We start from the raw sequence: 26,056 nt of genomic DNA, 5'->3' as shown, positions 1-26,056 counted from the left end.
GAATCGGCGCCGACCATGAAACACCCACACCAACCGAAGGACAACGCGTTCACCATCCCCGTTCGCATTTACTACGAAGACACCGACGCCGGGGGCGTGGTTTATTACGCCAATTATCTGAAGTTTTTCGAACGCTGTCGTAGCGAATGGCTACGTGCGATCGGTCATCAGCAGGCCGAACTGCTGCGCGATCCGGGAATTGCCTTCGTCGTTCGCGGCGTCAGCATCGATTACCTGAAGCCGGCACGACTGGACGATCAACTGCTCGTCAGCCTCGAAGTGGAGAAGATCAGCCGCGCGCAGATCTTCTTTCGCCAGCATATCCGGCGTGCCGATGCGTCCGGCGAAGGGCGATGGCAGGAACTGGTCAGCGGCACCATCCACATCGTTTGTGTCAACTCGGCGCAGATGAAAGCAACGCCGATTCCCGCAACTCTGCGTACCAAACTGGAAGCCCTGCAATGAATGTCTCGCAAGACCTTTCGATTCTGCACCTGATCCTCAATGCCAGTGCCGTGGTCCAGGCGGTCATGCTGTTGCTGGCCGGTGTCTCGTTCATGTCCTGGTATTACATCTTTCGCAAATGGTTCACCGTCAAGGATGCGCGCGCGCAGACCGAGCAGTTCGAGCGCGACTTCTGGAGCGGTGGCGACTTGAACAGTCTCTACCAGAGCGCGATCAACGATCGCCACAGCACCGGCAGCATGGAGCGCATCTTTGAAGCGGGCTTCCGCGAATTCACCAAGCTGCGCAGCCAGAAGAACCTCGACCCGAAAGACGTCATCGACGGTTCGCGTCGTGCCATGCGCGCCACCTATCAGCGTGAGATGGACAGCATCGACTCGCACCTCGCCTTTCTGGCATCGGTGGGTTCGGTGAGCCCGTATGTCGGCCTGTTCGGCACCGTCTGGGGAATCATGCACTCCTTCCGTGGTCTCTCGAACGTTGGCCAGGCGACGCTCGCCGCGGTTGCCCCCGGCATCGCCGAAGCCTTGGTCGCCACCGCCATCGGCCTATTCGCGGCGATCCCGGCGGTGGTCGCCTACAACCGTTTTGCGCACGAGATCGATCGGCTCTCGTCGCGCTTCGAGTCCTTCATGGAGGAGTTCTCGAACATCCTGCAACGGCAGATGAGGTAAGGCCATGCGTCCGCGCCGTCTGAAGAACGAAATCAATGTCGTCCCCTACATCGATGTCATGCTCGTGCTGCTGGTCATCTTCATGGTGACGGCGCCGATGATGACCACCGGCACGATCGATGTGCCTTCGGTGGGCAAGGCAGCGCAGACGCCTGGAGAAGCCCTGCGGGTAGACGTCGCCACTGACGGCAAGCTGACTCTGGTCCTCCCCGGGAAGACCGAGGGCAGGCGTGTGAATCTCGGTGATCTGGGAGAAGCGGTCGTGGCGGTGCAGAAGACCCCCGAACAAGCGGTGCTCGTGGCCGGCGACAAGAAGGTCAACTATCAAGCGGTGATGGATGTGATGGCCGCGCTGCAAAAGGCGCAGGTCAAACGCATCGGCCTTCTCGTCGAGCAAAGCGGCCGGTGAGTTCCTGATCCGTGGACGCTGTCGAACCCATCATCCGGCCGCCGCAGGACGATCCGGCCAAATGGCCGTCGCTGGCCCTCTCCGCGACTGTCCATTTGCTGCTGATCGGCGCGCTGTTTCTGGGCGTGCAGTGGAAGAGTCAGCCGCCTGCTTCAGTCGAAGTCGAAGTCTGGCGTGCTGCACCGGCTCCAACCGTAGCCAGCCAGCCCGAGCCGAGGGTGGAGCCCAAGCCCGCACCCAAGTCCGAACCTAAACCCGAACCTAAACCCGAACCTAAGCCCGAACCTAAGCCCGAACCTAAGCCCGAACCTAAGCCCGAACCTAAGCCCGAACCTAAGCCGGTTGCCAAAGCAGTGGTGAAACCGGAGACCAAACCAGAACCCAAACCCGTTGCCAAGGCAGTTGCAAAACCGGAACCGAAACCCGAGGTCAAGCCCCCCGTCAAACCGGAAATCCCCCTGAAAGAGGAGAAAAAGCCCAAGGAGCCACCAAAGGAAGCCAAGGTCAAGGAAACGCTCAAGGAACCCAAGCCGACGGAAGCGCCCAAAGAACCCAAAGCGAAGGCAACGCCGCGGAAGGAAGAACCCAGGGTGAAGGAACCGTCCCGAAAGGAAGAACCGCCCCCTCCCCCGAAAAAGGAAGAACCCAAGCCAAAGGAGCCGCCCAGGAAGGAAGAGCCAAAACCGAAAGAAACAAAGCCGGAGCCGGAGCGCCGCCCAAGTTTCGACGATGAACTGAAGCGGGAACAGAAACAGTTGCAGCAGCAGAGGGCGGCTGAAGATCGACGCGCGCGCGCTGCCGAGGCCGACGCCGAGGCGCGCCAGCTCAAGCAACAGGCCGAGCAGGCAGCGGCAGAACATCGACGCGGGCTGAGCGAATACATCGACAAAGTGCGTCTCAAGATTCGCGGCAATATTTCCTTGCCACCCGGCATACAGGGCAATCCGGAAGCCGTGTTCGAGGTCACTCAGCTTCCCTCGGGTGAAGTTCTTGATGTCAAGGTGCGCCGTTCGAGTGGCAACCCGGCGCTTGATGCAGCCGTTGAACGAGCGATCCGCAAGTCGTCCCCACTGCCCAAGCCTGCACAGGCGGATCTCTTCGAGCGGATATTGAGGATTCCCTACCGGCCGCGTGACGACTAGGACAGCCCGGCAGCGATCTCTCGACGCACTACGGCGCAGCGATCTGGCAACACGCCCATTCGACATCTTTCACGAGACAAGATCACGTTTGGTTACAAATCAAGAACCTTCAGAGGCGATATAATCGCGCATTCTGTATTGGACTGTCCCATGTCTGGAATCGGACTCAAACTGCACCGGATTATTGGCCTGCTTGCCGTCATCGTGCTGGCCTGTCTACAGGCGTCGGCATACGCCCAATTGACCATCGAGATCACCGGGGCCGGGGCCAATCGAATTCCGGTGGCGATCGCCGATTTTGGCGGCGAGGCGAGCGCCTCGCGGGTGGTGACTTCGGTGGTGCGTGGCGACCTTGAACGGAGCGGCGTGTTCAAGATGATTGACACCGGCGGGGTGGCCATGACCGAGACGTCCAACCCGGCCTACCCGGAATGGAAAAGCCGTGGTGCCGACGCATTGGCGGCCGGCAGTATCGGCAGCAGTGACGACGGCCGGCAGGAAGCACGTTTCCGTCTTTACGACGTCAACAAGCAGGCCGTTCTTGGCGGCTCCGCTTTTGTGACCTCAAAGGCCATGCTGCGCGCTGCCGGTCATCGCATCGCCGACATGATCTACGAAAAACTGACCGGCGAGCCTGGCGTTTTCTCCACTCGTGTCGCTTATGTACTCAGGGTCAGCGCCGTGCGCTACGAGCTGCATATCGCCGATGCGGATGGCCAGAATGCGCAAGTGGCGCTGATCTCCAAGGAACCGATCATCTCGCCTTCCTGGTCGCCAGACGGGGGCCGTCTGGCCTATGTTTCCTTCGAAAACAAAAAACCGGTGGTCTATGTTCACTCGTTGGCCTCGGGGAAGCGGGTCGTCGTTGCCAATTTCAAGGGTTCCAACTCGGCGCCGGCGTGGTCGCCTGATGGCCGCAAGCTGGCGGTGGTACTGAGCAAGGACGGCGGTTCGCAGATCTTCACCGTCAACGCTGATGGCTCTGGTGCGCAGCGTCTGACGAACAGCAATGCGATCGATACCGAGCCCAATTTCTCGCCTGACGGGCAATTCGTCTATTTCACCTCGGATCGTGGCGGTAGCCCGCAGATTTATCGGGTCGGCGTCGGTGGTGGCGAAGCCCAGAGAGTGAGCTTTGAAGGAAGTTACAATGTCACTCCGCGTCTTTCCCCTGACGGCAAGTCGATGGCGTTCATCAGTCGGCGTGACGGAGGGTTCCGTCTTTCGGTGATGGACCTTGCCAGTCGGCAGGTGCAGGTTCTGACCGACTCGCACAAGGATGAATCACCGACTTTTTCCCCGAACGGCCGGATGATCCTGATTGCCACCGAGGTGGGCGGTCGCGGGGTGCTCTCGGCGGTTTCGATCGATGGCCGTATCAAGCAACGTCTTTCCATTACGGCGGGTGATGTTCGCGAACCGGCGTGGGGGCCCTTCAACAAATGAATCACGATTTTCACTTTAGCTTCTTGCGCAGGAGTAACCCCATGAAACCACTCTTCATCCCGGCCGTCTTGAGCCTTCTGATTGCCGCCTGCAGTTCGACTCCAGAGAATGGTCAGCAGGCCACCGGAGCGCCTGTCGAAACACGCGGAGGCGGACCAGGAGTGGCAACGGTGACGACCGACGGTGTCAATGGCCGTGGCTTGCCAGCGGTCCTCACCGATCCGAAGAGCATTCTGTCGAAGCGCAGCGTGTACTTTGACTACGACAGCTACGAAGTCAAGGCCGAGTACAAGGATCTGGTGACCGCACACGCCAAGTTTCTGACCGAAAACCGCCAGTTCAAGATGCTGATCCAGGGAAATACCGACGAGCGAGGCAGTCGCGAGTACAACCTGGCGCTGGGTCAGAAACGCGCCGACGCGATCCGGAAGATGATGGCCTTGCTCGGTGCCCGTGAGGAGCAGCTCGAGTCGGTCAGCCTGGGGGAAGAGAAGCCGAAGAACGAGGGTCATCACGAGAGCGCTTGGGCCGAGAACCGGCGCGGCGACATGCTCTACAACGGCGAGTTCTAGCATGTCGGGAATGTCGATGCGGCGATGCTCCGGTCGAACCCACGTTCTCATCCTGACCCTGTTGCTTGGCGCGCCATGCCTATTCGGCGTGCGCCATGTGCATGCCGGGCTCTTTGATGACGAGGAAGCACGTCGTCAAATCAGGGACATCTCGATCAAGACCAACGAGCGTCTCGATACTTTCGCCAAGGGACAGATCGAGCTGGCCAATCAGATTCAGGCGCTGCGCGAAGAGAACTCGCGTCTGCGTGGCCAGGTCGAGACGCTGACCTATGAACTCGATTCGGCGAGGAAGCGGCAACAGGACTTCTACGTCGACCTCGACGGTCGCCTGCGCAAGCTCGAACCGCAGGCCGCGCAAAGCGCCGAGGCAAGGACCGCGGACGATGGCAAGCCGTCGGTTGATCCCCCCAGAAAAGCAGTCAGCGATCCAGCAGCCGAGACGCGCGAATACGAGGCGGCCCTCAACCTGTTTCGAGCCAACAAGCTCAAGGAAGCCGCCGCCGCTTTCGAATCTTTTGCCAAGGCACATCCGGACAGTACGCTGACTCCCAGCGCCCAGTACTGGCTTGGCAATACCCATTACTCGTTGCGTGACTGCAAGAAAGCGATCGATGCACACCGGCTAGTGGCCAGCAAATGGCCTGCTCATCCGAAGGCACCGGATGCGCTGCTCAACATGGCGACCTGCCAGCAGGAACTTGCCGACGCCAAGGCGGCAAGGATGACGCTTGACACGCTGCTTGCCAAATATCCCGACAGCACTGCTGCAACTACCGCCAGGCAACGCCTGAAGAAGTAGGCTGGTGAAGGCCCCTGCTCGACCGTTTGCGCTGAAGGTCAGCGAAATCTTCCTGTCCCTGCAAGGTGAAAGTTCGCGTGTCGGGTTGCCATCGGTTTTTATCCGCCTGACCGGTTGCCCGTTACGTTGTGTCTGGTGCGATACGACCTACGCCTTCAGCGGTGGCCAGGCCATGTCCCTGCCGGAAATTCTCGCCGAGGTGGCGCATCACGCGGTACCTCACGTTTGCGTGACCGGCGGTGAGCCGCTCGCACAGCCAGCGTGTCTGCCGCTGTTGAGCGAATTGAGCGATGCGGGCCATGCAGTGTCGCTGGAAACGTCCGGCGCGCTCGACATCGGCGGTGTCGATCGACGGGTTTCACGAATCGTTGATCTCAAGGCACCGGGTTCCGGGGAATTCCACCGCAATCGCTGGCAGAACCTGGCACTGCTGACCGCCAACGACGAACTCAAGCTGGTTCTCAAGGACCGTGTCGATTACGAGTGGGCACGCCAGTTGATCGTCGACCGCCAACTTGCTGCGCTCTGTCCGGTGCTCCTTTCCCCTGTCGAAGGGGAACTCCCGGCGGCGACGCTGGCGGACTGGATACTCACCGATCGGCTACCGGTGCGCTTTCAGTTGCAACTCCACAAAGTGCTTTGGGGTAAGATGCGGGGTAGATAACTTGAGAGAGACCCGTGCCGTGAGCGAAGAACGCCGCCAGTATTCCCGAATCTCTTTTGCATCACCCGCGCAACTGCTGCTGGGCAAGCGAACGTTCGAGGTGCAGGTGCTGGACCTTTCCTTGAAGGGTGCGCTGCTGCATCTGCCGGATGCAGCCGATCTGACGATGGGAAAGGCTGCCGACCTGGACCTGCCTCTCGATCAAATGGGCAGCCGGATTCGCATGCAGACCACCGTCGCTCATCTCGAAGGCAGGCAGGTCGGCCTGGAGTGCCAGATCATCGACATCGACAGCGTCACTCACCTGCGTCGCCTGGTCGAACTCAACCTTGGCGATGCCGACCTGCTGCAGCGGGAGCTGGCGGTGCTGCTTGCCGGGTAGACCCACGTCGTGTTAGCCAGACCATGAACATACCCCTTCCAGTTCCCGGAAAGCGGGCGGTCGTTCTCCTCTCTGGCGGACTCGATTCGGCGACCACGCTGGCGATTGCCCGCGCGAGCGATTTCGCGTGCTACTGCCTGTCGGTTGACTACGGTCAGCGTCATCGTGCCGAGCTGCGGGCGGCAGCGGCGGTTGCCGGCGCACTCGGCGCTCGTGAGCATCGGGTATTGCGCCTTCGGCTGGAAGATTTCGGGGGGTCGGCTCTGACCGACACCAGCATCGCTGTTCCCGTCGCTGGCCTGCAGCCGGGAATTCCCGTCACTTACGTACCAGCACGCAACACCGTCATGCTTTCGCTCGCCCTGGCCTGGGCCGAGGTGCTGGGTAGCCGCGATATTTTCATCGGTGTCAACGCAGTCGACTACTCGGGTTACCCGGATTGCCGGCCGGAGTACATTGCAGCCTTCGAAAGCATGGCCAATCTCGCCACCAAAGCTGCCGTCGAAGGTGCGACGCTGCGCATGCACGCGCCGCTGCTGAATTTGGGCAAGGCTGAGATCATTGCTCGGGGCAACGAGCTGGGTGTCGACTATGGACTGACGGTTTCATGTTATCAGGCCGACCAGGAGGGGCGCGCCTGCGGGGGGTGTGATTCATGCCGATTGCGACGAGCTGGTTTTGCTGCAGCCGGTGTTGACGACCCTACTACCTATGTTGTTTCATGACCGCCGCCGATGCAATCATTCGCCGGTATTGACCGTCGCCTCGCTGACGCATCGCCTGCGCGCAACCAGCACCTTGTCCACCCGATTTCGGTCCATATCGACGACTTCGAAATGCCATTCGGCCCATTCGAAGTGATCCGCTGCCACCGGAATGCGGCCGAGGACATACATGATGAAGCCGCCCAGCGTGTTGAAGGCGTTCTCCTCTTCGCCTGGCAGCTCGGCATTGATCTGGAGAATCGTTTTCAGGCGCTCGACGGTGACGCTGCCGTCAGCCAGCCATGAACCGTCGGTGCGGGTGACGATCTCCTGTTCTTCGGCGGTATCCCAACTCGGAAGATCGCCGACGATCGAAGTCAGTACGTCGCTGAGGGTGACCAAACCCTGCAAGTCGCCGTATTCGTCGATCATCAGCGCACACTGCTGGCGCGCGCGGCGGAAGGTTTCAAGCAGTTGGGTGGTGGTGACGCTGGCGGGCACATACAGCGCCGGCCGGACAAAGGGCTCGACCGAGAGTGGCTCGCCAAAGAGAGCGCCCTTGAGGAGATCGTTGGTGCGCAAAATGCCGATCACATTCTCCAGACCATCGCGGCAAGCAACAATCCGCTTGTAAGGGCTCTCGGCAAGACGCTTGCGAATTTCCGCTTCGCTCGCGTTCAGGTCGAGCAGGTAGATATCCTTGCGCGGAGTCATGATTGCACCGATGTGCTGTTCGTCGAGTCGCAGCACATTGGCGACGATGGCCTGTTCGCTTGCGTGGAAGACACCTGCCTTGGCTCCCTGGCTCATCAGGACCTTGATCTCGTCGTCGGTCACTGGCGACTCCTGCGTTTGATGCGCGCCAAGCAGGCGCAGCAGCAGGTTGGACGACGAGGCAAGCAGCCATACCAGGGGACGCGCCAGTCGCGAGAGCAGGTTCATCGGTGGCGCCATCAGCGCAGCGATGCGCTCCGGAGCCAGCAAGCCGAGACGTTTGGGAACCAGTTCGCCGACCACGACCGAGAAATAGGTCAGCACGGCGACGACCAGCGTCAGTGCGATCAAGCTGGCGTGGTCTGCGAGAACTGGCCATGTTCCCAGCCATGCGGCGAGCGGAATGGCCAAGGTGGCTTCGCCAATGGCGCCGCTGAGAATGCCCACCGTGGTGATGCCGACCTGGACGGTGGAAAGAAAAATCGAGGGCTCGTGATGCAATGACAGGGCCGAGCGCGCGCCCACGTTACCGTCGTCAGCCAGCTTCAGCAGGCGTGACTGCCGTGCAGAGACGACAGCGATTTCCGACATCGCCAGGATGCCGTTGAGCAGGATCAGAAAGAGTAACAGGGCAATGTCCACGAGGGCTCGGTAGTTGGGAATTTTTCGTGCATGGCAACGCTGGCAGCGCTATTGAACGGCATTATAAGGTTCTCTGGTAATCACGGGAGAAGCTGTCAAGGTTTGTGCCCACCGCATCCGAATGGCATTGTTGGCGCGGCGGGAACGAGTGTTACTTTTGTGCCATTTCGAAGCGGGTTGACAAAGTTCATACTTATCAATAGACTGGGCTCCCTGCAGTAGAAAACGAACGCATTGCAGCTAGACAGCTGCATCCTCGCCGCTCTGTCCGCTATCCATCAAAGCACACAGAGTTCCGGCCTCAGGGGAAATGTCCCCCAAGTATTCGAGGCTTTGCACCCGCCTGTAACCGTCCGTCGTCGAGCTGTTTCTTGGCGCGACGAACACAGTGAAGGAGAGAGCATGTCCGCAACAATTGCACTTGGAACGATCAAGGGGCGTCATGTTGACGCCACTTTGAGTTTGATTCAGCACAGTCTGATCATCGTTGGGCTGATGGTCGCATTGGGTACCTTCAAGCCTTTGGTTGTCGACAACACGATCGCAGACAGCCAGCCTGCTGCCGACTCTGCGAACGTTGTTGAAGTACCCGAAACGGAAGCCATCAAGCCCGCGGCAGAAGAGTTGCCGCTGCGTCTGCAACGCGTTCTGGATTTCGTTTCACGACGCTATCGGGTGGCGCCGGAAGCGTTGGTCCCGATCTTCGAGGCGGCGCAGGCGGTTGGCCGGGAACGTCGCCTTGATCCCCTGCTGATCATTGCCATCATTGGTATCGAGTCGCGCTTCAACCCCTTTGCCGAAAGCGCGAGTGGTGCCAAAGGCCTGATGCAGGTGATCCCGGGTTATCATCTTGACAAGATACCGCAAGGTGCCGGGCTGCAGCCGTTTCTCGATCCGGTGACCAACATCCAGGTCGGCGTGCATGTTCTCGAGGAAGCGATCCGTTGGCGCGGCAGCCTGACTGCCGGCTTGCAGCACTATGGTGGCGCGCCCGATGATCCTGACACAGGCTATGCCAACAAGGTTCTTGCCGAAAAGGAGCGACTCGAGCAGGCAGCCAGGCGAAGTTCTGGCGCACGCGTCTGAAGATTGTGTTGCGGACGTACCCATTGCGACGGCGTGCGCGGCGCATCAACTGGCCACGCCAGCTCCCGCAATGCGCCGGATGGCTTGTCTGGCCTCGACCGAGAGGACGAGTTCGGAATGGGCCAGTGGGGTCATCAGTCGCTCATCAAAATGCAGCAGTCCATGGTCGTCCTCGCGCAGGAATTCCGCTTCGATCAGATTGGCGATGAAGGCGGAGAAGGTCGCCTTTTCTGGAAACTCCGGGGTGTTGAACTGATAGAGCAGAGAGAGCCGTTGCGCCAGCAGATGGCAGTGATTTTCGAGTGCCTGGCGGGTCAATTGACCCGTCCCGTGTCGCTGCAGCAGCGACAGCGTAAGGAAGTGACGTTCCAGCAGTGGACGGATAGTTTCGCCGAGCAGGTGTAGTTCGGCAAATTCCTGACTGATCGGCTCAGGCGCGACAAGCCTTCCCGATACGTCCGAGCGACCCAGCAGGCCGCGCCTGACGAGCACGCCAATGACCTCTTCGGTGGCGGTCGCCAGCTCATCAAGAGGCCAGCGAAGAAACAGTTCTGCCCGCATCAGGGCGCAAATGCCGGTCACCGCCTTGGCCGCGCGCGCGCCATCCAAGCGGCGATTGTGGCTCAGCAGGCAGGCGAGCACTGCCGGCAAGGCAAACAGGTGCAGGACATTGTTGCGAAAATAGGCGAGCAAAGGGGCCTGTTCTTCGCGGACCCGGATCAGATCTCCCAGCGGATCGGCGAAACGTTCGACGACGGCCAGTCGCTCGGCGTAAGCCACGATGGGTTGCGCCGCAAGTCCGCAGGCGATGGTCGTCGGCGCATATGGGGCCTCTCTGGCGAGCGCCTGGTAGTGCTCGATCATCCGCTGCAAGGCGTGCTCGTCGGCGGTGTGCTTGGGTGTCGCCAGCAGGGCGAGGGCGATCAGGTTGATCGGATTGAGCACAGCCGCTTCGTTGATCCGTTTGGCAAGTTCGGCTGCCGCGTTGCGCGTGGCGGCGCGCGCCCATAATGATTGGCTGGCGGTATTTTCCTCGCTCCAGCCCGGGTGATGGGCATCCAGAAAACCGGCCAGCGGCAGCGGTTCGCCAATGTTCACATGCACCTGGCCAAATACCCGCTTGATGTTGCGCACGCTTTTCAGAATGCCCAACAATGATTCACCTTGCTTGGGTTTGCCCGCCAGTTCTCCGAGGTAGGTGCGACCCTCCATCAGTTTTTCGTAACCGATGTATACCGGAACGAATACCAACGGTCGCACGTGTTCCCGGATGAAGCTTTGCACGGTCATGCCAAGGATGCCTGCCTTGGGGGTCAACATTCTGCCACTGCGACTGCGGCCGCCTTCGATGAAGTACTCGATCGGGAAGCCGCGTGCCAGCATCAGGTGCAGGTATTCGTGGAATACCGCAGCATACAGGGGTTCTCCTTTGAAGCTGCGACGCAGGAAGAAGGCGCCGCCGCGGCGTAGCAGCGATCCGACGATCGGCAGGTTGAGGTTGGCACCGGCGGCGATATGCGGCGGCGTCAACCCCTGACGAACGATGATGTAGGACAGTAGCAGGTAATCGATGTGGCTGCGATGGCAGGGGACGTAAACGATTTCATGCCCGGATGCGATGCGGGTGACAACGTCGAAGTGATGCAGCTGAATGCCGTCGTACAGGTGAGTCCACAACCAGGACAGGAATAGTTCCAGGGCACGCAGAACTCCATAGGAGTAGTCGGAGGCGATCTCCAGCGCGAAGTTGACAGCCCTTGCTTGGGCCTCGCCGAGCGGGATGCCTTGTGTTGCGGCTTCGCTGATGATCGCTGCACGGACTTGCTCGCCGGCAAGCACCGCATCCACCTGGGTGTTGCGATGCGAGAGGTCGGGCCCGATGGCCATTTGGCGCTGGCGACGAAAGTGCACCCGCAAGACGCGCGACAGCTTGCGTAGTGCCTGCTCCTCATCCAGTCCTCCCTGCAGGAGATTGCGCAGCGAAATGGGTGTGTTATAGCGCACCAGAACATTGCGACCGTGCAGCAGGATCGCCAGCAATTGCCGCCATGCGCCAGGCGGGCGCCAGGTTTCCGAGAACAGCGCCTTGAGGACCGAATCCTGTGTGTCGGGACTGCGTCCCCAGAGGATGAGCACCGGCACCAACTGAACGTCGAGCGTCGGGTCGGCGACCGTTTGGCGTATCAGGCTGGCCAGCAAGGCGGAGTAGTGGCCGCCGTCGCGTGCTCTGCCGGCCAGGCTGCGGTCACGGTTGAGAAAGAAGAATGAGCGAAGCAGTCGTTGCCTGCCCAGCACCATCGGCACCTCGGCACGCGGCAAACCGGCTCGCCGCGATTCCTCGAAAAGGACCAGCAGGTTCGAGAGATGTCGATCCTGCAGGACGTAACAGACCGGTATCGTCGGGTCGAGGCCCAAAGCCTGCAGATTCTCCGGAAAAACCGAGGTCCGTACCCAAGCGTAGAGCAGGCGTCGTGCCAGAGGAATGAACCAGTTGGAGATCTTGAAGATCTTCCCCACGACGACGCTGCCCGTTCTGGTCGTCCCGCTTATTCCTCCTCGACGACCTTGTGCTGTGCCGCCAGATGTTGCTGTGTGGCTGGCGGTACCTGTGCGTAGTGCGAGAAGGCGATGCTGTACGAACCCTGTCCGCCGGTCAGTGACTTGAGGCGCGACTGGTAGCCTTCAAGTTCGGCCAACGGTGCCTGACCGGTAATCGCCATGATCCCTGGGCCCCGCGGCTGGGTGCCGGTAAGATGACCACGTTTGCTGGAAAGGTCGCCGGTCACGTCACCAGTGAGTGCGTCCGGCGCCAGAATTTCGATGTCGACGACCGGTTCAAGGATGATCGGCCTGGCGGCACGAATCGCCTCGACGGTCGCTTTCTTGGCGGCCATGAAAAAGGCGATGTCCTTGCCGTCGACCGGATGTGACTTGCCATCATGCACGGTGACGCGCAGGTCCTCCACCGGGAAGCCGGCAACGACGCCATCAGCCAGCGCCTGACGAACGCCTTTCTCGACTGCCGCCATGAAGACCCCGGGAATCACGCCGCCTTTGACGATATCGACGAACTCGAAGCCGGCGCCCCGTTCGAGCGGCTCGACCCGTAACATCACTTCGCCAAATTGGCCCGCGCCCCCGCTCTGCTTCTTGTGCCGGCAGTGCCCTTCGGCCGAGCCGGTAATCGCTTCACGATAGGCAATCTGTGGCGGTTTGGTGTCAAGTTCCAGCTTGTACTGCTGAGCGAGGCGCGTCAGCTTGGCGCGCAGATGCATTTCACCGAGGCCGCGAATCACCGTCTCGTTGGTCGTTGGATGACGTTCGATCCTGAAGCAGGGGTCCTCGACCTCGAGCTTGTGCAGGATCTCGAACAGCCGTTGCTCGTCGGCCTTGCGCCGTGCATGAACGGCCAGGCCGTGCATCGGTAGCGGGAACTCGAGTGGCCGCAGATGAATATGGTCTTCGTCGTGTGAGTCATGCAATACGCAGTCGAATTCGAGTTCCTCGACCTTGGCGAGGGCACCCAGGTCGCCAGGGACCAGCGTTTCGACCTCGACATAATCCTTCCCCTGTAGGCGATAGATGTGACCGACCTTGAACGGACGCTTGCCATCACCGACAAAAAGCTGCGAATCCCTCCGGATCGTTCCCTGATGGACGCGGATCACCCCGACCTTACCGATGAACGGGTCGCTGACGACCTTGAAGACGTGCGCCAGTACATGCTTCTGCGGATCGGGCTCGGCCGCGAAGGGTTCGGCCGATTCGCCGGGTTCGCCGCGATAGAAAGGCGGTGGGTTACCCTCTGCCGGATTAGGTGCGAGTCTGGCGAGAACGTCGAGCAGTTGCGGGATCCCGGCCCCGGTCTTTGCTGAAACGAAGAGAATTGGAATCAGGTGGCCCGCACGCAGCGCCTTCTCGAAGGGCAGATGCAATTCATCCGGAGTCGGATCGATTCCTTCGTCAAGGTACTTTGCCAGCAGATCTTCGTCTTCCTCGACGATCTGGTCGATCAGCGCACGGTGTGCTGCTGCTACCGATTCGAAATCACTTTCACCATCGTCATGGCCGAGCAACTCGACGACTTCACTGCCCTGTTTCACCGGCAGGTCGAGCAACATGCACTCACGACCGAAGCGCTCACGGATCTCGCCGACCAAGGCTGGGAGATTGACATTCTCCGCATCGATCTTGTTGATCACGATCATCCGGCAAACACCGCGAGCTGCGGCCAGCTTCATCATGCGTTCGCTCGAGAGTTCGATACCGTTTTGCGCATTGATGACCACCAGGGCCGTGTCTACGGCAGCGAGCGCGGCAATCGCCTGTCCGGCAAAGTCGGGAAATCCCGGCGTATCGAGCAAATGAACCAGGACCCCTTGCCAAGTAAAGCTCGCCAGCGCCGAATTCAGCGAGTAGCCAAATTCTTTTTCTTGCGCATCGAAATCGCAAACCGTGCTGCCTCTTTCAACGGAACCCCGGCTACTGATTGCGCCGGATGCGGCGAGCAGGCTTTCGGCAAGCGTCGTCTTGCCGGCGGCACCGTGGCCGACGAGAGCGACGGTGCGAAGGTTACTGGTGGCGGTTTGGCCCATTCATCATCTCCCATTCAAGTCGAACGCAAGCCGCAGCTGCAGAAATAACCCCATGGTAAGTTGGCTGCGCGTGCGTTCATCATTTTACCCCGGTGACAGTCGCTACGCTTGCTCGTCGTGCGCTTGCTTGCGAACGCTGGCGTGCAAAACCGGGCGACATCGTGCCATTGCAAATCACATCGGTTTTGTGTAAATCGATCGAGTCGGCTAAAGTAACGCGCTTTTACGTCGACGAACGCCGCATCAGGAGGCAACCATGGAAAATAATCCCCGTCAGGCGGGTCCTTGCGAGGCCGCCCTCGAATATCATCGCTACCCGACTCCGGGCAAGATCGCGGTACAGCCCACCAAGGGCCTGAGTAATCAGCTCGACCTGGCTCTCGCCTATTCTCCAGGAGTTGCCTATGCTTGCCATGCCATCGTTGATGACCCGGCGGCGGTCAGCTTATACACTTCACGAGCCAACCTGGTGGGCGTCATCACCAACGGTACGGCTGTGCTCGGACTGGGTAACATCGGCCCTCTGGCGGCCAAACCGGTCATGGAAGGCAAGGGCTGCCTGTTCAAGAAGTTCGCCGGGATTGATGTTTTTGACATTGAACTCAGCGAGGGCGACCCGGATAAGCTGATCGATTTGATTGCTGCCATGGAGCCGACGCTGGGCGGCATCAATCTGGAAGACATCAAGGCCCCGGAGTGCTTCTACATCGAAGCCAAGCTCAAGGAAAGGATGTCGATCCCGGTCTTTCATGACGACCAGCACGGCACGGCAATCATTTCATCGGCTGCGATCCTGAACGCACTGAAGGTGGCCGGCAAGGCGATTGACGAAGTGAAAGTGGTTTGCTCCGGCGCGGGCGCTGCCGCGATCTCCTGTCTCAATCTCTGGTGTGAGCTGGGGGTTCGTCGCGAGAACGTCACCGTATGCGACTCGAAAGGAGTGATCTACGCCGGACGTGACGCCAATATGGAACCGACGAAAGCAGCCTATGCGCGCACCACCGAGGCTCGCACACTCTACGAGGCCATCGAGGGGGCCGATGTCTTCCTCGGACTTTCTGCCGCGGGCGCGCTCGAACCGGAGATGCTCACCCGCATGGCCAAGCAGCCGATCGTTTTCGCCCTTGCCAACCCAATTCCGGAAATCATGCCCGAACTGGCTCGCGAGGTCCGTCCCGACGTGATTATCGCAACCGGTCGTTCGGACTACGCCAACCAGGTCAATAATGTTCTGTGTTTCCCGTTCATTTTCCGCGGCGCACTCGATGTCGGTGCCACATGCATCAACGAACACATGAAGATGGCCTGTGTCAGGGCACTGGCGGCGATGGCCGAGGAAGAGGTGAGTGCTGAAGTGGCGATGGCCTATCCTGGCGAGGAACTTGCGTTTGGCCCGGATTATCTGATCCCGAAACCCTTCGATCCGCGCCTGATCACCATCATTGCGCCAGCTGTGGCGCAGGCAGCGATGGATTCCGGTGTAGCGACCAGGCCAATTGCCGACATGCCTGCTTACCGGGAAAAGCTCAAGGAATTCGTTTACCAGACGGGAGTCGGCATGCGCGCGGTGTTCTCGGCCGCCAAACGGGGGCGAAGGACCCGCATTGTCTATCCTGATGGCGAAGATGAGCGCCTGTTGCGCGCTGTCCAGATCATTCTTGATGAAGGGCTGACCCGTCCCATCCTGATTGGCCGTCCGAGCGTGATTGTGACGCGACTGGAAAGGATTGGCTCGAAATTGCGAGTCGGTACGGATTTCGATGTCGTCGATCCAAACAGTGATCATCGCTACAAAGAATGCTGGACGGCCTATCATCAGCTCAGGAAGCGCCAGGGCGTGACAATCGACATTGCCAAGACACGCTTGCGCAGCGATAACACCATTATCGGCGCCATGCTGCTCAAGCTTGGCTACGCCGATGGAATGATCTGCGGGCTGACCGGCCGTTTCTTGCATCACCTGCGACATGTTGACGAGATCATCGGTAAAGCGCCGGGCTGCAAGACGATGGCAGCCATGGCGCATCTCTTGCTCCCTGGTCGCGCCATGTTCATCTGCGACACCCATGTCAACGAGAATCCCGACGCCGAACAACTGGCTGAAATTGCCTTCATGGCCGTCGAAGAAGTTCGCCGTTTCAAGATCCGTCCGAAGCTGGCGATGCTATCGCATTCCAACTTCGGATCGTCGCAGACCGTTTCGGCCCGCAAGGTGGCCGAGGCCGTGGCGATTGTGCGTGCCAAGGCGCCGGATCTGGAAGTCGACGGGGAGATGCGCGGTGACAGCGCACTTTCAGCGGAGATACGCAAGCAGTTTGATCCCCAATCGCCACTGACCGGTGAGGCCAATGTGTTGGTGATGCCAAACCTGGACGCCGCCAACATCTCTTTCAACCTGCTCAAAATGATCGGCAGTGATGGTATGGCGGTCGGCCCGATCCTGCTCGGTGCCGCGCGGCCGGTGCATGTACTTGGACCAACGTCAACCGTTCGCCGGGTAGTGAACATGACTGCCCTGGTCGTGGTGGACGCCGCCAGCAAGTAAGGACTCGGGACGCTTCTTTACAAACACGCGTAGCCAATGCATTATCAAACTGGGCCAGCCCGGTATGCCAGGGTATACCGGGATCTGATGGTTTAACAAGCCTTGTAAAGTCCTATCGCGAATAATGGCAGTCAATCCGCAACAATCCCAGCTGAGCGGGCTTGCCCGTGCGCTTGTGCAAGCCGGCCGGCTCAAGGAGGCAGAGGCAGAGTCTCTGCTTGAGCAAGCGATTGCCAAGAAGACTTCGCTCATCGAACAACTGGTCGCCACGAAGAAGGCGAGCTTCCTGGAATTGGCACGGTTTTCGTCAGACAAGTTCGGTTTTCCGCTGCTCGACTTGACCGCCTTCGACGACACGAACATCCAGAAAAATGCGATTGACCGAAAGCTGATCACGGCTCACCAGGTCGTACCACTGCACAAGCGCGGCAATCGCCTGGCGGTTGCCATCGCTGATCCAACTAATCTGCGTGCGCTGGACGAGATCCGCTTTCAGACCGGGTTAACGGTCGACCCGGTCATCGTTGAGGAAAACAAGCTTATTCCGCTGGTCGCGAAGATATCCGAATCAGCCGAAGACGCCTTGAAGGGTTTCAGTAACGATGATTTCAATCTCGAATTCACCGACGAGCAAAGCCAGGAAAAGGAAGAGGTCGCAAACCTTGAAGTTGATGATGCTCCGGTCGTCAGGTTCATACAAAAAATGATGCTCGACGCCATTAACGATGGCGCATCGGACATCCATTTCGAACCCTACGAGAAAAACTATCGCATCCGCTTTCGTATTGACGGCATCTTGCGGGAAGTTGCCTCCCCGCCTCTGGTCATCAAGGACAAGATTGCCTCCCGTATCAAGGTGATTTCGCGCCTGAACATCGCCGAGAAGCGTGTCCCCCAGGACGGCCGCATGCGGCTGGTGCTTTCAAAGCATCGATCGATCGACTTCCGGGTCAGCACCTTGCCAACGATGTACGGCGAGAAGATGGTCTTGCGGATTCTGGACCCGGCCAGTGCCAGCATGGGAATTGATGCCCTGGGGTATGAGCCTGAGCAGAGAGCGATATTGCTTGACGCCATCCATCGCCCTTACGGCATGATTCTGGTGACCGGGCCCACGGGTTCAGGAAAAACGGTCTCGCTATACACTTGTCTCAATATTCTCAACAAACCGGGGGTCAACATCTCCACTGCCGAAGACCCTGCCGAAATCCCCCTGCCAGGGGTCAATCAGGTAAACGTCGACGACAAGGCCGGGTTGAGCTTTCCGGTGGCTCTCAAGGCTTTCCTCCGCCAGGACCCGGACATCATCATGGTGGGCGAAATTCGTGACATCGAAACGGCGGAGATCGCGATCAAGGCAGCGCAAACCGGACACATGGTTCTGTCGACCCTGCACACCAATGATGCTCCGGCAACCTTGACCCGTCTGATGAACATGGGCATTCCGACTTTCAATCTGGCTGCAAGCATTCTGCTGATCACTGCACAGCGGCTAGTTCGTCGGCTTTGTACTTGCAAAAGACCCCTCGATACACCGATCGAAACGCTACTCAATGCTGGATTTCTGGAAAGCGATCTTGATGGAAGCTGGACCTTATACGGCCCGGGAGAATGCGAACTCTGCAAGGGAAGTGGTTACAAGGGTCGTCTCGGCCTCTACGAAGTCATGCCGGTGACGGAAGCGATTCAGCGCATCATCATGGCCAATGGAACCGAGCTGGATATCGCGATCCAGGCTCGCCAGGAAGGCGTCAATGATCTGCGTCGTTCCGGTTTGCTGAAGGTCATGCAAGGGCTGACTTCCCTTGATGAGGTTCTCGGCAGTACCAACGTTTGAGAAAGAGGTAGCCATGGCAACCGCAGCAAAACCTACCAGGAAGATCGCGACGGAGGTCAAGGAACATGTATTTCTCTGGGAGGGGAAAAACAGACTTGGCAAAGTCGTCCGTGGCGAACAACGGGCTTCCAGCCAGACGGTGGTTCAGGCGACTCTGCGGCGGCAGGGAATTCTGGTCAGCAAGATATCTCGGCAACGCTTCAAGGGCGGGCAGAAGATCTCCGAGAAGGACATCACGTTGTTTACCCGCCAGCTGGCGACGATGATGAAAGCCGGGGTGCCGCTGCTCCAGACCTTTGAGATCGTCGGTCGGGGCCACGACAATCCGGCTGTCGGCAAGCTGCTGCTGGATATCAAGTCGGATGTCGAAACCGGTAGTTCACTCTCCCAAGCCTTCCGGAAGTACCCCCTGCAATTCGATACCTTGTACTGCAACCTGGTGTCTGCTGGAGAGCAGGCGGGTATTCTCGAAACCTTGCTTGATCGACTCGCCACCTACAAGGAAAAAATGCTCGCCATCAAGGCAAAAATCAAGTCCGCCCTGTTTTATCCGGTGGCCATCATTTTCGTCGCCTTCATTATTACGGTGGTGATCATGATCTTCGTGATTCCCGCCTTCAAGGAGGTCTTCAGGAGTTTCGGTGCCGACCTCCCGGCACCCACGCTGATGGTGATCGCCATGTCGGATTTTGTCATTGCCTGGTGGTGGGCGATCTTCGGAGGCATCGGCGGATCGATCTTTGCCTTTTTTTACACATTGAAGCGATCGGAGATGATGCAGATTGCTTTCGACCGCATGTTCCTGCGCATCCCGGTCTTTGGTGACATCATTCGCAAGTCGGTCATCGCCCGCTGGACACGCACGCTGGCAACCATGTTCGCAGCGGGCGTCCCGTTGGTCGAATCCCTCGACTCGGTCGGCGGTGCTGCCGGCAACTATGTTTACAAGGTGGCAACCAGAAAAATTCAGAGCGAGGTAAGTATCGGCACCAGTCTCACCTCAGCGATGCAGAGCAGCGAACTCTTTCCGAACATGGTGAATCAGATGGTGGCGATTGGAGAAGAATCCGGCGCACTCGATTCAATGCTCGGCAAAGTGGCCGATTTCTTTGAAGCAGAAGTGGACGACGCAGTCGAGGCACTATCCAGCCTCATGGAACCGATGATCATGGTTGTTCTCGGAGTGTTGATCGGCGGGATGGTAATCGCCATGTATCTGCCAATCTTCAAACTGGGGGCTGTGGTCGGATAATGCTTTCTGGATTGGCTACAGAACTGGAACCGACACTGTTCATTTTCCTCTGTGGCATTCTTGGATTGCTGGTCGGCAGCTTTCTCAATGTCGTCATTCATCGTTTGCCAAAAATGATGGAGTGCGAATGGCGCATCCATTGCGCAGAGCTTAGAGGCGAAAAGCCTGCAGAGGGTGAAGTGCTCTCGCTGGCCAGGCCAGGCTCGCGTTGCCCGGCCTGTGGGCATGCGATTACTGCCCTGGAGAATGTTCCGGTCCTGAGCTGGCTGTTCCTGCGTGGTCGCTGTTCGGCGTGTCATGCGCCGATATCCTTGCGTTACCCGTTGGTCGAGATGACCAGCAGCCTGTTGTGTGCTTTTGCCGCATTTCATTTCGGTTACGGTTGGGCTGCTGTCGGTGCGATGCTGCTGATCTGGAGCCTGCTCGCGCTGACCGGTATCGATCTGGATAGCCAGTTATTGCCGGACTCGATCACTTTGCCCTTACTCTGGACTGGTTTGCTGTTCAATCTGTATGGTATCTTCGTCGACCTGCCGTCAGCCGTGATCGGTGCGGCCGCTGGTTATCTCTCGCTATGGTTGGTTTACTGGACGTTCAAGCTGACAACCGGCAAAGAGGGTATGGGCTACGGTGATTTCAAGCTGCTTGCAGCGCTGGGTGCCTGGCTTGGATGGCAGATGCTGCCGTTGACCATTTTGCTCTCGTCACTGCTCGGTGCCGTGGTCGGCATCACCCTGATCGTGGTAACCAAACGTGGCCGAAGCGTACCGATTCCCTTCGGCCCGTATCTGGCGGTGGCAGGGATGCTGGCGCTGTTTTGCGGAAAACCTCTGACTCGTGCCTACATGGGTTTCTTGTAGTCATCCAAACTCGGATCACTCGAAAGTTTGTCACCTTTTCAAGGTGAAAGTCGCGTCAGCGACTCACGAATCTCCTCCTGCCCACTTGCGGGGGAGGAATCGGGGGAGAGGGAAACGGTCATGACTTTCATGATCGGGGGGTGCCCGGAAAAGTCATGACCGTTAGCATACCTTCACCTTGTGCAGGGTTTGACTGGCTCGCAAGCGCCTATAACAGCCCCCGTTCAGCGAAAGACAAGGGGAGTGATTGCTGGGCAACGATGAAATGATCGAGCACCCGCACTTCCACCAAGGCCAGCACCTGCTTGAGTTCGCTGGTCAGGAGTTCATCGGCGCGTGACGGTTCGGCCACCCCGGAGGGGTGATTGTGTGCCAGCACCACGGCTGCAGCGTTGTGCCGCAGCGCCCGCTTGACGACCTCGCGCGGATAGACGCTGGTCTGCGTCAGCGTGCCGCGAAACAGTTCTTCAGCGACAATCAGGCGATTCTGTGCATCCAGCCACAGGGCAAAAAAAACCTCGTGCTCCAGGCCCGCGAGATGCAGCCGCAGGTAGTCGCGCACCGCGCCGGGCGAGGCAAAGGCAATTCCCTGGCGCATTTCCTCGCCAAGCGCACGCCGGGCCATTTCCAGGACTGCCTGTAACTGTGCGTACTTTGCCGGCCCCATGCCGGGCAGTGCCGAAAACTCCGCCTGGCTTGCCGCAAACATGCGGTTCAGGCCACTGAAGCGGCTGATCAGTTCGCGCCCCAGATCGACGGCGCTTTTTCCCTTGACGCCGACGCGCAGGAAAATGGCCAGCAATTCGGCATCCGACAAGGAGGCTGCGCCATGGGCAAGCAAGCGCTCACGGGGTCGTTCATCCTCCGGCCAGTCGCTAATCGCCATCTTGCCTCCCCCAACAATGTGCTGCCATGCATTCTAACGGTCATCACTTTTCCAGGCACCCCCGATCATGAAAGTCATCGCCGTTTCTTTCCCGTGCAGGACGCATTCCGGCATGCCTGCCGAAAAGCACCTCCGCAGTCTTCCGGATTGACGCAGTCTTGAAGGCACGATACTGTCTCGGCTCCGAAGCGGCGGTATCTACCTCGGGATGCCCATGACTGATTCATCATTGACATTTCCCATTCATCCATTGCTGCAAACCCCCTCTGCTCACTGGCAGGCCATGGTACGTCTTTACCGCACCGTCACCCTGGGCGGACTGTTGCTGGCCGCGCTGCCGCTTGCCCTGGACGGTCCACAGCCAGCCGATCCGGCCGGCCTCATCAGCCTACTGGTCATCACCGCACTACTGCTGCAGGCACCACTGCTGGTCATTGACCTCTTCCGTCGTCGGCTGCTTCGGCAAGTATCCGCCGTAATTGCCACCGTACCGGGCCACCCGATTCAACTGCAGACGGAAACCTCCACCCGCGAGCTCGTTGTCTGCCTGACCGGGCATCACGATAACGAACCCAAGGAATCGATCCGCATCCGCTGTGACCAGGTCGTTGGCGACACCGTGCCGCCGAACAATATCGCGGTGACCGCCATGCAGCATCGCGTCGATCCGGAAAAAACGTCGGCGACACCCGATCCGGCCAGATTCGCCATTGTCTGGGATCGAGGCGTGCTGTGGGGACAAGCGCCCGATGCGGTGCGCGACCGGCGCAACAGTTGGCTCGGTGTGGCAGTCATGGTACTGGTTCTCGAAAGTATCCTTGCGGTCACTGCTGCGACGTACTGGAACGACTATCGTACCCTGTCGACCGAGTGGCGACGAGCCGAGGCCACGCGCGCCTGGCCCGTGACCGAGGGACAGCTACGCAGCATTCGCCTGGACGAAACACGGGTGAGTGTTGGGCGCGGCTGGCGCCCAGCCTGGCTGGCCGAGATCCATTACCGCTATCGTGTCGGCAATATCGTTTATGGTGGCAACGTCATCCGCTTGGGCATGCGCCCGAACCGCGACAAGGCCGCAGTCGAGCAGGAACTTGAGATGTATTCGATGCGGTTGCAGAATGGCGGCACGGTAGCCGTTTTTCATGATCCGCAAGCGCCCGGCAATGCCGTCCTGGAAACGGGAGCAGACCCGGCGCTCGCCACCTTCCTTGGCGACGCGCTTGCCGGCGTCTGGATTTGTGTCATTCTCGGCTTGCTGGTACTGGCAGGTCTGCCGCTGGGAATGCGCTGGCTGACCCTCCGGGCAAGATCAGGGGGCAAATCAGGAAAACCGCATGGCTGAGGTACCTGACGTGCCAATCGACCCCACAAGGCCGACCACCGTCGTCGACTACGACGCCGTCGGCAGCATATTGCGTGAAGTGCTTTTCCCGCCGATGACCGTCGGAATTTTCCTGGCTCGGGCTGGCCGCGTGCTGCTGGGACTGGTGGCCTGGATGCTCACTGCCCTGGCCATCGCTCTGGCCCTGATGAGATTCGAGGTCGCACGCACGACGGCGGGCATGGTCGGCGTACTTGCGCCGGTAATCGTCGTGATCGTGCTCAACGGCCTGGGCATCTTCAATCGCCGTCAGGCCGGCACCAGGCATCTCCGACAGTTTCATGCATGGCTTCTTGTCGTCGCCGGTCGGGAAATGGGCCTGGAGGCCACCCACATCATTGCAGCGCATGTCGATGCTGACCAGGTATTGCAGTTGCAGGTCAGCGACGCCTGGTTGCAGCAACCGGCAGACAAGCGGCGTGGTGATCTGTCGCAGTGGTACTATCTGTGGAGCTGGAGCCTCGCCAGCCGCGAGGGCACGAACGCGGTGCGCATTGTCCTGCGTGATGCGACCGGCCAGGAGGTCGGCGGTACCGGGCCGCAGGGAAGCAACGAGGTGTGGCTCGCTGCGTAAGCGGCTGCTCAGACGCCGATGGACAGGCCTGACACGTGGCAGGTACCTGCGCGATGCTTGCGGGTTCGGCGTCAGGGCCAGCCCGGCAGGCAACCCTGCGCCAACGGATCGTCAGCCTCTTCGTTCGGCGCGGCCTGCTGGACCAGACCGATGGCGAAGCCATGCGCCGCTGCAAGCACGGGGGGCAGCTTCTCTCTGGAATCGCCAGAGCGGAAATACTTGCCGGAGGGTGCTTGAATTTCCTCTCCTTGGGAGTCACCCAATGCGCGGTACGGAGGCTCGGATGGTACACAAGGATCTCGAATTGCCGGAAACTGAGCTTCCTGGCTACTGCCGGCGCAATGGCATTAGCCGCCTGGAAGTGTTCGGTTCGGCAACCGGCGTCGACTTCAGGCCGCAGAACGATGTGGATCTGCTGGTCGAATTTCGGCCAGAGGCCAGGCTCGGCTTTCTCGCCTTGCGTCGCATGCAGCGCGAGTTGTCCGCGTTGTTCGGACGGCGTTGATCTGGTGCCGCGCGCTGGCCTCAAAGCGGTGATAGCGGAGTCCGTTCTAAAGGAAGCCAAGCCACTTTATACGGAGTAATTTCGACCAACACTTTCATTCACACCTCCCGGTCACCAGCCGGCAGGCACGGCGGCTGCAGCCGTTTGGCGCTACAATCGAGCCCTGTCGTGGCCACAGCGACGTGGTGTTTGCTTCGGCAAAGCGCTGACCTGGAGCGGTGATCATCAACCACCGCAAACCCGCAACCCCGCAACCCGATGCTCCGGAGGTCCTCCAGATGACCCGTTTCAGACTACGCATACAACTCCTGATGGTGACCCTGGCCCTGGCCAGCGGCTTCCTGGTTTTCGGCGCCTGGACCTGGCACACGATCAACCAGACCAAGGTCGGCGGCCCGAACTACAATCGCATCGTCCTCTACAAGGATCTGGTCGCGGACATCCTCCCTCCCCCCAACTACATTATCGAGGCCTATCTCACCGTCCTGCAGATCGCCGACCCCGACCGGGTTGACGAGCTTGCCCCACTGATCGGCAAGCTACAGCAACTGCGGCAGGACTACGACGGGCGGCACAGATTCTGGTCCGGACAACCATTACCCGCAGGCATCAAGACCCGTTTCCTGAACGACGCGCATGTACCCGCCATGAAATTCTTCGAGATTGCCGACAAGGAGTTCGTGCCAGCCGTCAAGACCGGTGACGCGACAGCGGTGCGGACCTCGATGAACAAACTCGCTGCAAACTATGTTGAACATCGCAAGGCCATTGACGATGTGGTTTCCTTGAGTACACGAGAGCAAACAGACGTTGAGACCAGCACGGCCACCGCCACCCGATCCGATCTGAGCGTGCTGCTTCTGGTCTTTGTCCTGAGTGCTGCACTCGCCGCCGCTGCCAACTACTTCTTTGGCAGATCGCTGCTGGCGGGCATCCGGGAGGCAAGCAAACGTTTGGGCGACATCGCCAACGGAGTGCTCGACCAGCAACCCCAAGCCAGTGAGCGCACCGACGAAATCGGGGATCTGCTGCGCTCCCTCGATACCACCACCAGCAACCTGCGACGAACCGTCGGAGAAATTCGTGCGGCGGCCCAGACGGTCAGCACTTCCGCCGCACAGCTCTCTGCGACGATCGCCACCATTGCCGACAGCGCGCACAGTCAGAGTACGTCAGTCAATGACATGGTCGCCACCGTCGAACAGATGTCGAGCGGCCTCTCGATGATGGCTGCAGAATCCGATGCCGCAAAAATCAAGGTCCAGCAGGCCGGTGAACACTGCGATCAGGGTAGCGCTGAAATCACCAGCACGACGCGGGTGGTCGAGCACCTCGCCAGTGATGTTCAAGGCACGGCGGATTCGATGCGCTCCCTCGGCGAACATTCCCGTGAGATTTCCAGTATTGTCAGCGTGATTCGCGAGATTGCCGACCAGACCAACCTGCTTGCCCTCAACGCGGCCATCGAAGCGGCACGCGCCGGCGAACAGGGGCGTGGCTTCGCGGTCGTCGCCGACGAAGTGAGAAAGCTCGCTGAACGTACGGCCCAGTCGACCGACCGCATCACGGCGATGATCACCCAGATCCAGTCAGGCATCGAGAATGCCATCAACGCGATGGGCTCGGGATCGGAAAAGGCACGCGAAAGCATTCACGCTGTCCAGGCAGCCAAGGCGACGATGGACGCCATCGCCGTCGAGACCGGCCTCCTGGTCAGCCATATCCAGCAGATTGCCCAGGGACTCGGTGCGCAAAGCCAAAGCAGTGGCGAGATCGCCTCGGCGGTCGCAGGCATCGCCATCGGATCGCAGGAGAACAGTTCGGCGGCTGCGCAGGTATCCACCACGGCAACCGACCTCGCCACGATAGCGCATCGCCTGCGTGCTGCAGCCGAATCCTTTCGCCTTTGAAGGGCATCG

At 59.6% G+C, this 26,056-nt stretch carries 23 protein-coding genes; 19 read left to right on the top strand and 4 right to left on the bottom strand.

Annotated features, from left to right (window positions below; genetic code table 11):
• Window positions 1-15 precede the first annotated feature (15 nt).
• The 10 genes from ybgC to queC all read left to right on the top strand — a co-directional run bounded on the left by ybgC (window position 16) and on the right by queC (window position 7,281).
• A complete protein-coding gene (gene ybgC, locus V5B39_RS00490) occupies window positions 16-465 on the top strand; it encodes a tol-pal system-associated acyl-CoA thioesterase (RefSeq protein ID WP_332340547.1) in 450 nt (149 codons plus the stop codon).
• Window positions 462-1,139 (top strand): protein TolQ, encoded by a 678-nt coding sequence (gene tolQ / locus V5B39_RS00485; RefSeq protein WP_034948980.1) that lies wholly within the window; start codon window positions 462-464, stop codon window positions 1,137-1,139. Before ybgC ends, tolQ begins: the two co-directional genes overlap by 4 nt.
• Before the next feature lie 4 nt (window positions 1,140-1,143).
• Window positions 1,144-1,548: a protein TolR gene (gene tolR / locus V5B39_RS00480; RefSeq protein ID WP_332340541.1), complete on the top strand. Its 405-nt coding sequence runs from the start codon at window positions 1,144-1,146 to the stop codon at window positions 1,546-1,548.
• A gap of 11 nt (window positions 1,549-1,559) precedes the next feature.
• Complete coding sequence (locus V5B39_RS00475) at window positions 1,560-2,690, top strand: cell envelope integrity protein TolA (RefSeq protein ID WP_332340538.1); 1,131 nt, start codon at window positions 1,560-1,562, stop codon at window positions 2,688-2,690.
• A 150-nt stretch (window positions 2,691-2,840) separates the two neighbouring features.
• Window positions 2,841-4,136, top strand: coding sequence for a Tol-Pal system beta propeller repeat protein TolB (tolB, locus tag V5B39_RS00470; protein WP_332340536.1), 1,296 nt, complete (start codon window positions 2,841-2,843; stop codon window positions 4,134-4,136).
• Window positions 4,137-4,177: 41 nt separating this feature from the next.
• On the top strand, window positions 4,178-4,708 hold the full coding sequence (pal, locus tag V5B39_RS00465; protein WP_332340534.1) for a peptidoglycan-associated lipoprotein Pal: 531 nt from the start codon (window positions 4,178-4,180) through the stop codon (window positions 4,706-4,708).
• A 16-nt stretch (window positions 4,709-4,724) separates the two neighbouring features.
• Window positions 4,725-5,510: a tol-pal system protein YbgF gene (ybgF, locus tag V5B39_RS00460; RefSeq protein ID WP_332340532.1), complete on the top strand. Its 786-nt coding sequence runs from the start codon at window positions 4,725-4,727 to the stop codon at window positions 5,508-5,510.
• A 4-nt stretch (window positions 5,511-5,514) separates the two neighbouring features.
• A complete protein-coding gene (gene queE / locus V5B39_RS00455) occupies window positions 5,515-6,174 on the top strand; it encodes a 7-carboxy-7-deazaguanine synthase QueE (RefSeq protein WP_332340530.1) in 660 nt (219 codons plus the stop codon).
• 19 nt (window positions 6,175-6,193) lie between these two features.
• Entirely contained in the window at window positions 6,194-6,556 is a 363-nt protein-coding gene (locus tag V5B39_RS00450; protein WP_332340528.1) for a PilZ domain-containing protein, read from the top strand.
• 23 nt (window positions 6,557-6,579) lie between these two features.
• On the top strand, window positions 6,580-7,281 hold the full coding sequence (gene queC / locus V5B39_RS00445) for a 7-cyano-7-deazaguanine synthase QueC (protein WP_332340526.1): 702 nt from the start codon (window positions 6,580-6,582) through the stop codon (window positions 7,279-7,281).
• 15 nt (window positions 7,282-7,296) lie between these two features.
• On the opposite strand, the gene V5B39_RS00440 is transcribed toward queC, so the two are convergent.
• Window positions 7,297-8,616 (bottom strand): hemolysin family protein, encoded by a 1,320-nt coding sequence (locus V5B39_RS00440; protein ID WP_332340524.1) that lies wholly within the window; start codon window positions 8,614-8,616, stop codon window positions 7,297-7,299.
• 402 nt (window positions 8,617-9,018) lie between these two features.
• Here V5B39_RS00440 and V5B39_RS00435 point away from each other — a divergent pair, with 402 nt between their 5' ends.
• A complete protein-coding gene (locus tag V5B39_RS00435) occupies window positions 9,019-9,702 on the top strand; it encodes a transglycosylase SLT domain-containing protein (RefSeq protein WP_332340522.1) in 684 nt (227 codons plus the stop codon).
• Window positions 9,703-9,747: 45 nt separating this feature from the next.
• Here the strand turns inward: V5B39_RS00435 and plsB are convergent, their stop codons facing one another.
• Entirely contained in the window at window positions 9,748-12,219 is a 2,472-nt protein-coding gene (gene plsB, locus V5B39_RS00430; RefSeq protein WP_332340520.1) for a glycerol-3-phosphate 1-O-acyltransferase PlsB, read from the bottom strand.
• A gap of 29 nt (window positions 12,220-12,248) precedes the next feature.
• Window positions 12,249-14,297 (bottom strand): elongation factor G, encoded by a 2,049-nt coding sequence (fusA, locus tag V5B39_RS00425; RefSeq protein ID WP_332340518.1) that lies wholly within the window; start codon window positions 14,295-14,297, stop codon window positions 12,249-12,251.
• A 256-nt stretch (window positions 14,298-14,553) separates the two neighbouring features.
• Between fusA and V5B39_RS00420 the strand changes: the two genes are divergently transcribed.
• The 4 genes from V5B39_RS00420 (at window position 14,554) to V5B39_RS00405 (ending at window position 20,791) form a co-directional block, all read left to right on the top strand.
• Window positions 14,554-16,842, top strand: coding sequence for an NADP-dependent malic enzyme (locus V5B39_RS00420; RefSeq protein WP_332340516.1), 2,289 nt, complete (start codon window positions 14,554-14,556; stop codon window positions 16,840-16,842).
• A 124-nt stretch (window positions 16,843-16,966) separates the two neighbouring features.
• Window positions 16,967-18,679 (top strand): type IV-A pilus assembly ATPase PilB, encoded by a 1,713-nt coding sequence (pilB, locus tag V5B39_RS00415; protein WP_332340514.1) that lies wholly within the window; start codon window positions 16,967-16,969, stop codon window positions 18,677-18,679.
• Window positions 18,680-18,692: 13 nt separating this feature from the next.
• The gene (locus tag V5B39_RS00410) at window positions 18,693-19,931 is read left to right on the top strand and encodes a type II secretion system F family protein (RefSeq protein WP_332340512.1); all 1,239 of its coding nucleotides are present in this window, start codon (window positions 18,693-18,695) and stop codon (window positions 19,929-19,931) included.
• An 11-nt stretch (window positions 19,932-19,942) separates the two neighbouring features.
• Complete coding sequence (locus V5B39_RS00405) at window positions 19,943-20,791, top strand: prepilin peptidase (RefSeq protein WP_332340510.1); 849 nt, start codon at window positions 19,943-19,945, stop codon at window positions 20,789-20,791.
• Between the two features lie 208 nt (window positions 20,792-20,999).
• Here V5B39_RS00405 and radC read toward each other — a convergent pair whose 3' ends face one another.
• Window positions 21,000-21,677, bottom strand: a complete 678-nt coding sequence (gene radC, locus V5B39_RS00400) for a RadC family protein (protein ID WP_332340508.1) — start codon at window positions 21,675-21,677, stop codon at window positions 21,000-21,002.
• A gap of 229 nt (window positions 21,678-21,906) precedes the next feature.
• Between radC and V5B39_RS00395 the strand changes: the two genes are divergently transcribed.
• The 4 genes from V5B39_RS00395 to V5B39_RS00380 all read left to right on the top strand — a co-directional run bounded on the left by V5B39_RS00395 (window position 21,907) and on the right by V5B39_RS00380 (window position 26,047).
• Complete coding sequence (locus V5B39_RS00395) at window positions 21,907-23,019, top strand: DUF3592 domain-containing protein (RefSeq protein WP_332340506.1); 1,113 nt, start codon at window positions 21,907-21,909, stop codon at window positions 23,017-23,019.
• Window positions 23,012-23,632, top strand: a complete 621-nt coding sequence (locus V5B39_RS00390; RefSeq protein ID WP_332340504.1) for a hypothetical protein — start codon at window positions 23,012-23,014, stop codon at window positions 23,630-23,632. The genes V5B39_RS00395 and V5B39_RS00390 overlap by 8 nt, the downstream gene beginning before the upstream one ends.
• Window positions 23,633-23,915: 283 nt before the next feature.
• The gene (locus V5B39_RS00385; RefSeq protein ID WP_332340502.1) at window positions 23,916-24,137 is read left to right on the top strand and encodes a nucleotidyltransferase family protein; all 222 of its coding nucleotides are present in this window, start codon (window positions 23,916-23,918) and stop codon (window positions 24,135-24,137) included.
• 278 nt (window positions 24,138-24,415) lie between these two features.
• Window positions 24,416-26,047: a methyl-accepting chemotaxis protein gene (locus V5B39_RS00380; RefSeq protein WP_332340500.1), complete on the top strand. Its 1,632-nt coding sequence runs from the start codon at window positions 24,416-24,418 to the stop codon at window positions 26,045-26,047.
• Window positions 26,048-26,056: the final 9 nt, after the last annotated feature.

This window comes from Accumulibacter sp. (assembly GCF_036625275.1).
Lineage (GTDB): Bacteria > Pseudomonadota > Gammaproteobacteria > Burkholderiales > Rhodocyclaceae > Accumulibacter.
Note: the sequence above shows the minus strand (reverse complement) of the source record. Positions and strands in the feature narration are given on the sequence as shown.

Bases quoted from the DNA above. Each gene is read 5' to 3' on its own strand.
- ybgC (WP_332340547.1), top strand. From the start codon at position 16: ATGAAACACCCACACCAACCGAAGGACAACGCGTTCACCATCCCCGTT.
- tolQ (WP_034948980.1), top strand. From the start codon at position 462: ATGAATGTCTCGCAAGACCTTTCGATTCTGCACCTGATCCTCAATGCC.
- tolR (WP_332340541.1), top strand. From the start codon at position 1,144: ATGCGTCCGCGCCGTCTGAAGAACGAAATCAATGTCGTCCCCTACATC.
- tolB (WP_332340536.1), top strand. From the start codon at position 2,841: ATGTCTGGAATCGGACTCAAACTGCACCGGATTATTGGCCTGCTTGCC.
- pal (WP_332340534.1), top strand. From the start codon at position 4,178: ATGAAACCACTCTTCATCCCGGCCGTCTTGAGCCTTCTGATTGCCGCC.
- ybgF (WP_332340532.1), top strand. From the start codon at position 4,725: ATGCGGCGATGCTCCGGTCGAACCCACGTTCTCATCCTGACCCTGTTG.
- queC (WP_332340526.1), top strand. From the start codon at position 6,580: ATGAACATACCCCTTCCAGTTCCCGGAAAGCGGGCGGTCGTTCTCCTC.
- V5B39_RS00435 (WP_332340522.1), top strand. From the start codon at position 9,019: ATGTCCGCAACAATTGCACTTGGAACGATCAAGGGGCGTCATGTTGAC.
- fusA (WP_332340518.1), bottom strand. From the start codon at position 14,297: ATGGGCCAAACCGCCACCAGTAACCTTCGCACCGTCGCTCTCGTCGGC.
- V5B39_RS00420 (WP_332340516.1), top strand. From the start codon at position 14,554: ATGGAAAATAATCCCCGTCAGGCGGGTCCTTGCGAGGCCGCCCTCGAA.
- pilB (WP_332340514.1), top strand. From the start codon at position 16,967: ATGGCAGTCAATCCGCAACAATCCCAGCTGAGCGGGCTTGCCCGTGCG.
- V5B39_RS00410 (WP_332340512.1), top strand. From the start codon at position 18,693: ATGGCAACCGCAGCAAAACCTACCAGGAAGATCGCGACGGAGGTCAAG.
- radC (WP_332340508.1), bottom strand. From the start codon at position 21,677: ATGGCGATTAGCGACTGGCCGGAGGATGAACGACCCCGTGAGCGCTTG.
- V5B39_RS00390 (WP_332340504.1), top strand. From the start codon at position 23,012: ATGGCTGAGGTACCTGACGTGCCAATCGACCCCACAAGGCCGACCACC.
- V5B39_RS00385 (WP_332340502.1), top strand. From the start codon at position 23,916: ATGGTACACAAGGATCTCGAATTGCCGGAAACTGAGCTTCCTGGCTAC.
- V5B39_RS00380 (WP_332340500.1), top strand. From the start codon at position 24,416: ATGACCCGTTTCAGACTACGCATACAACTCCTGATGGTGACCCTGGCC.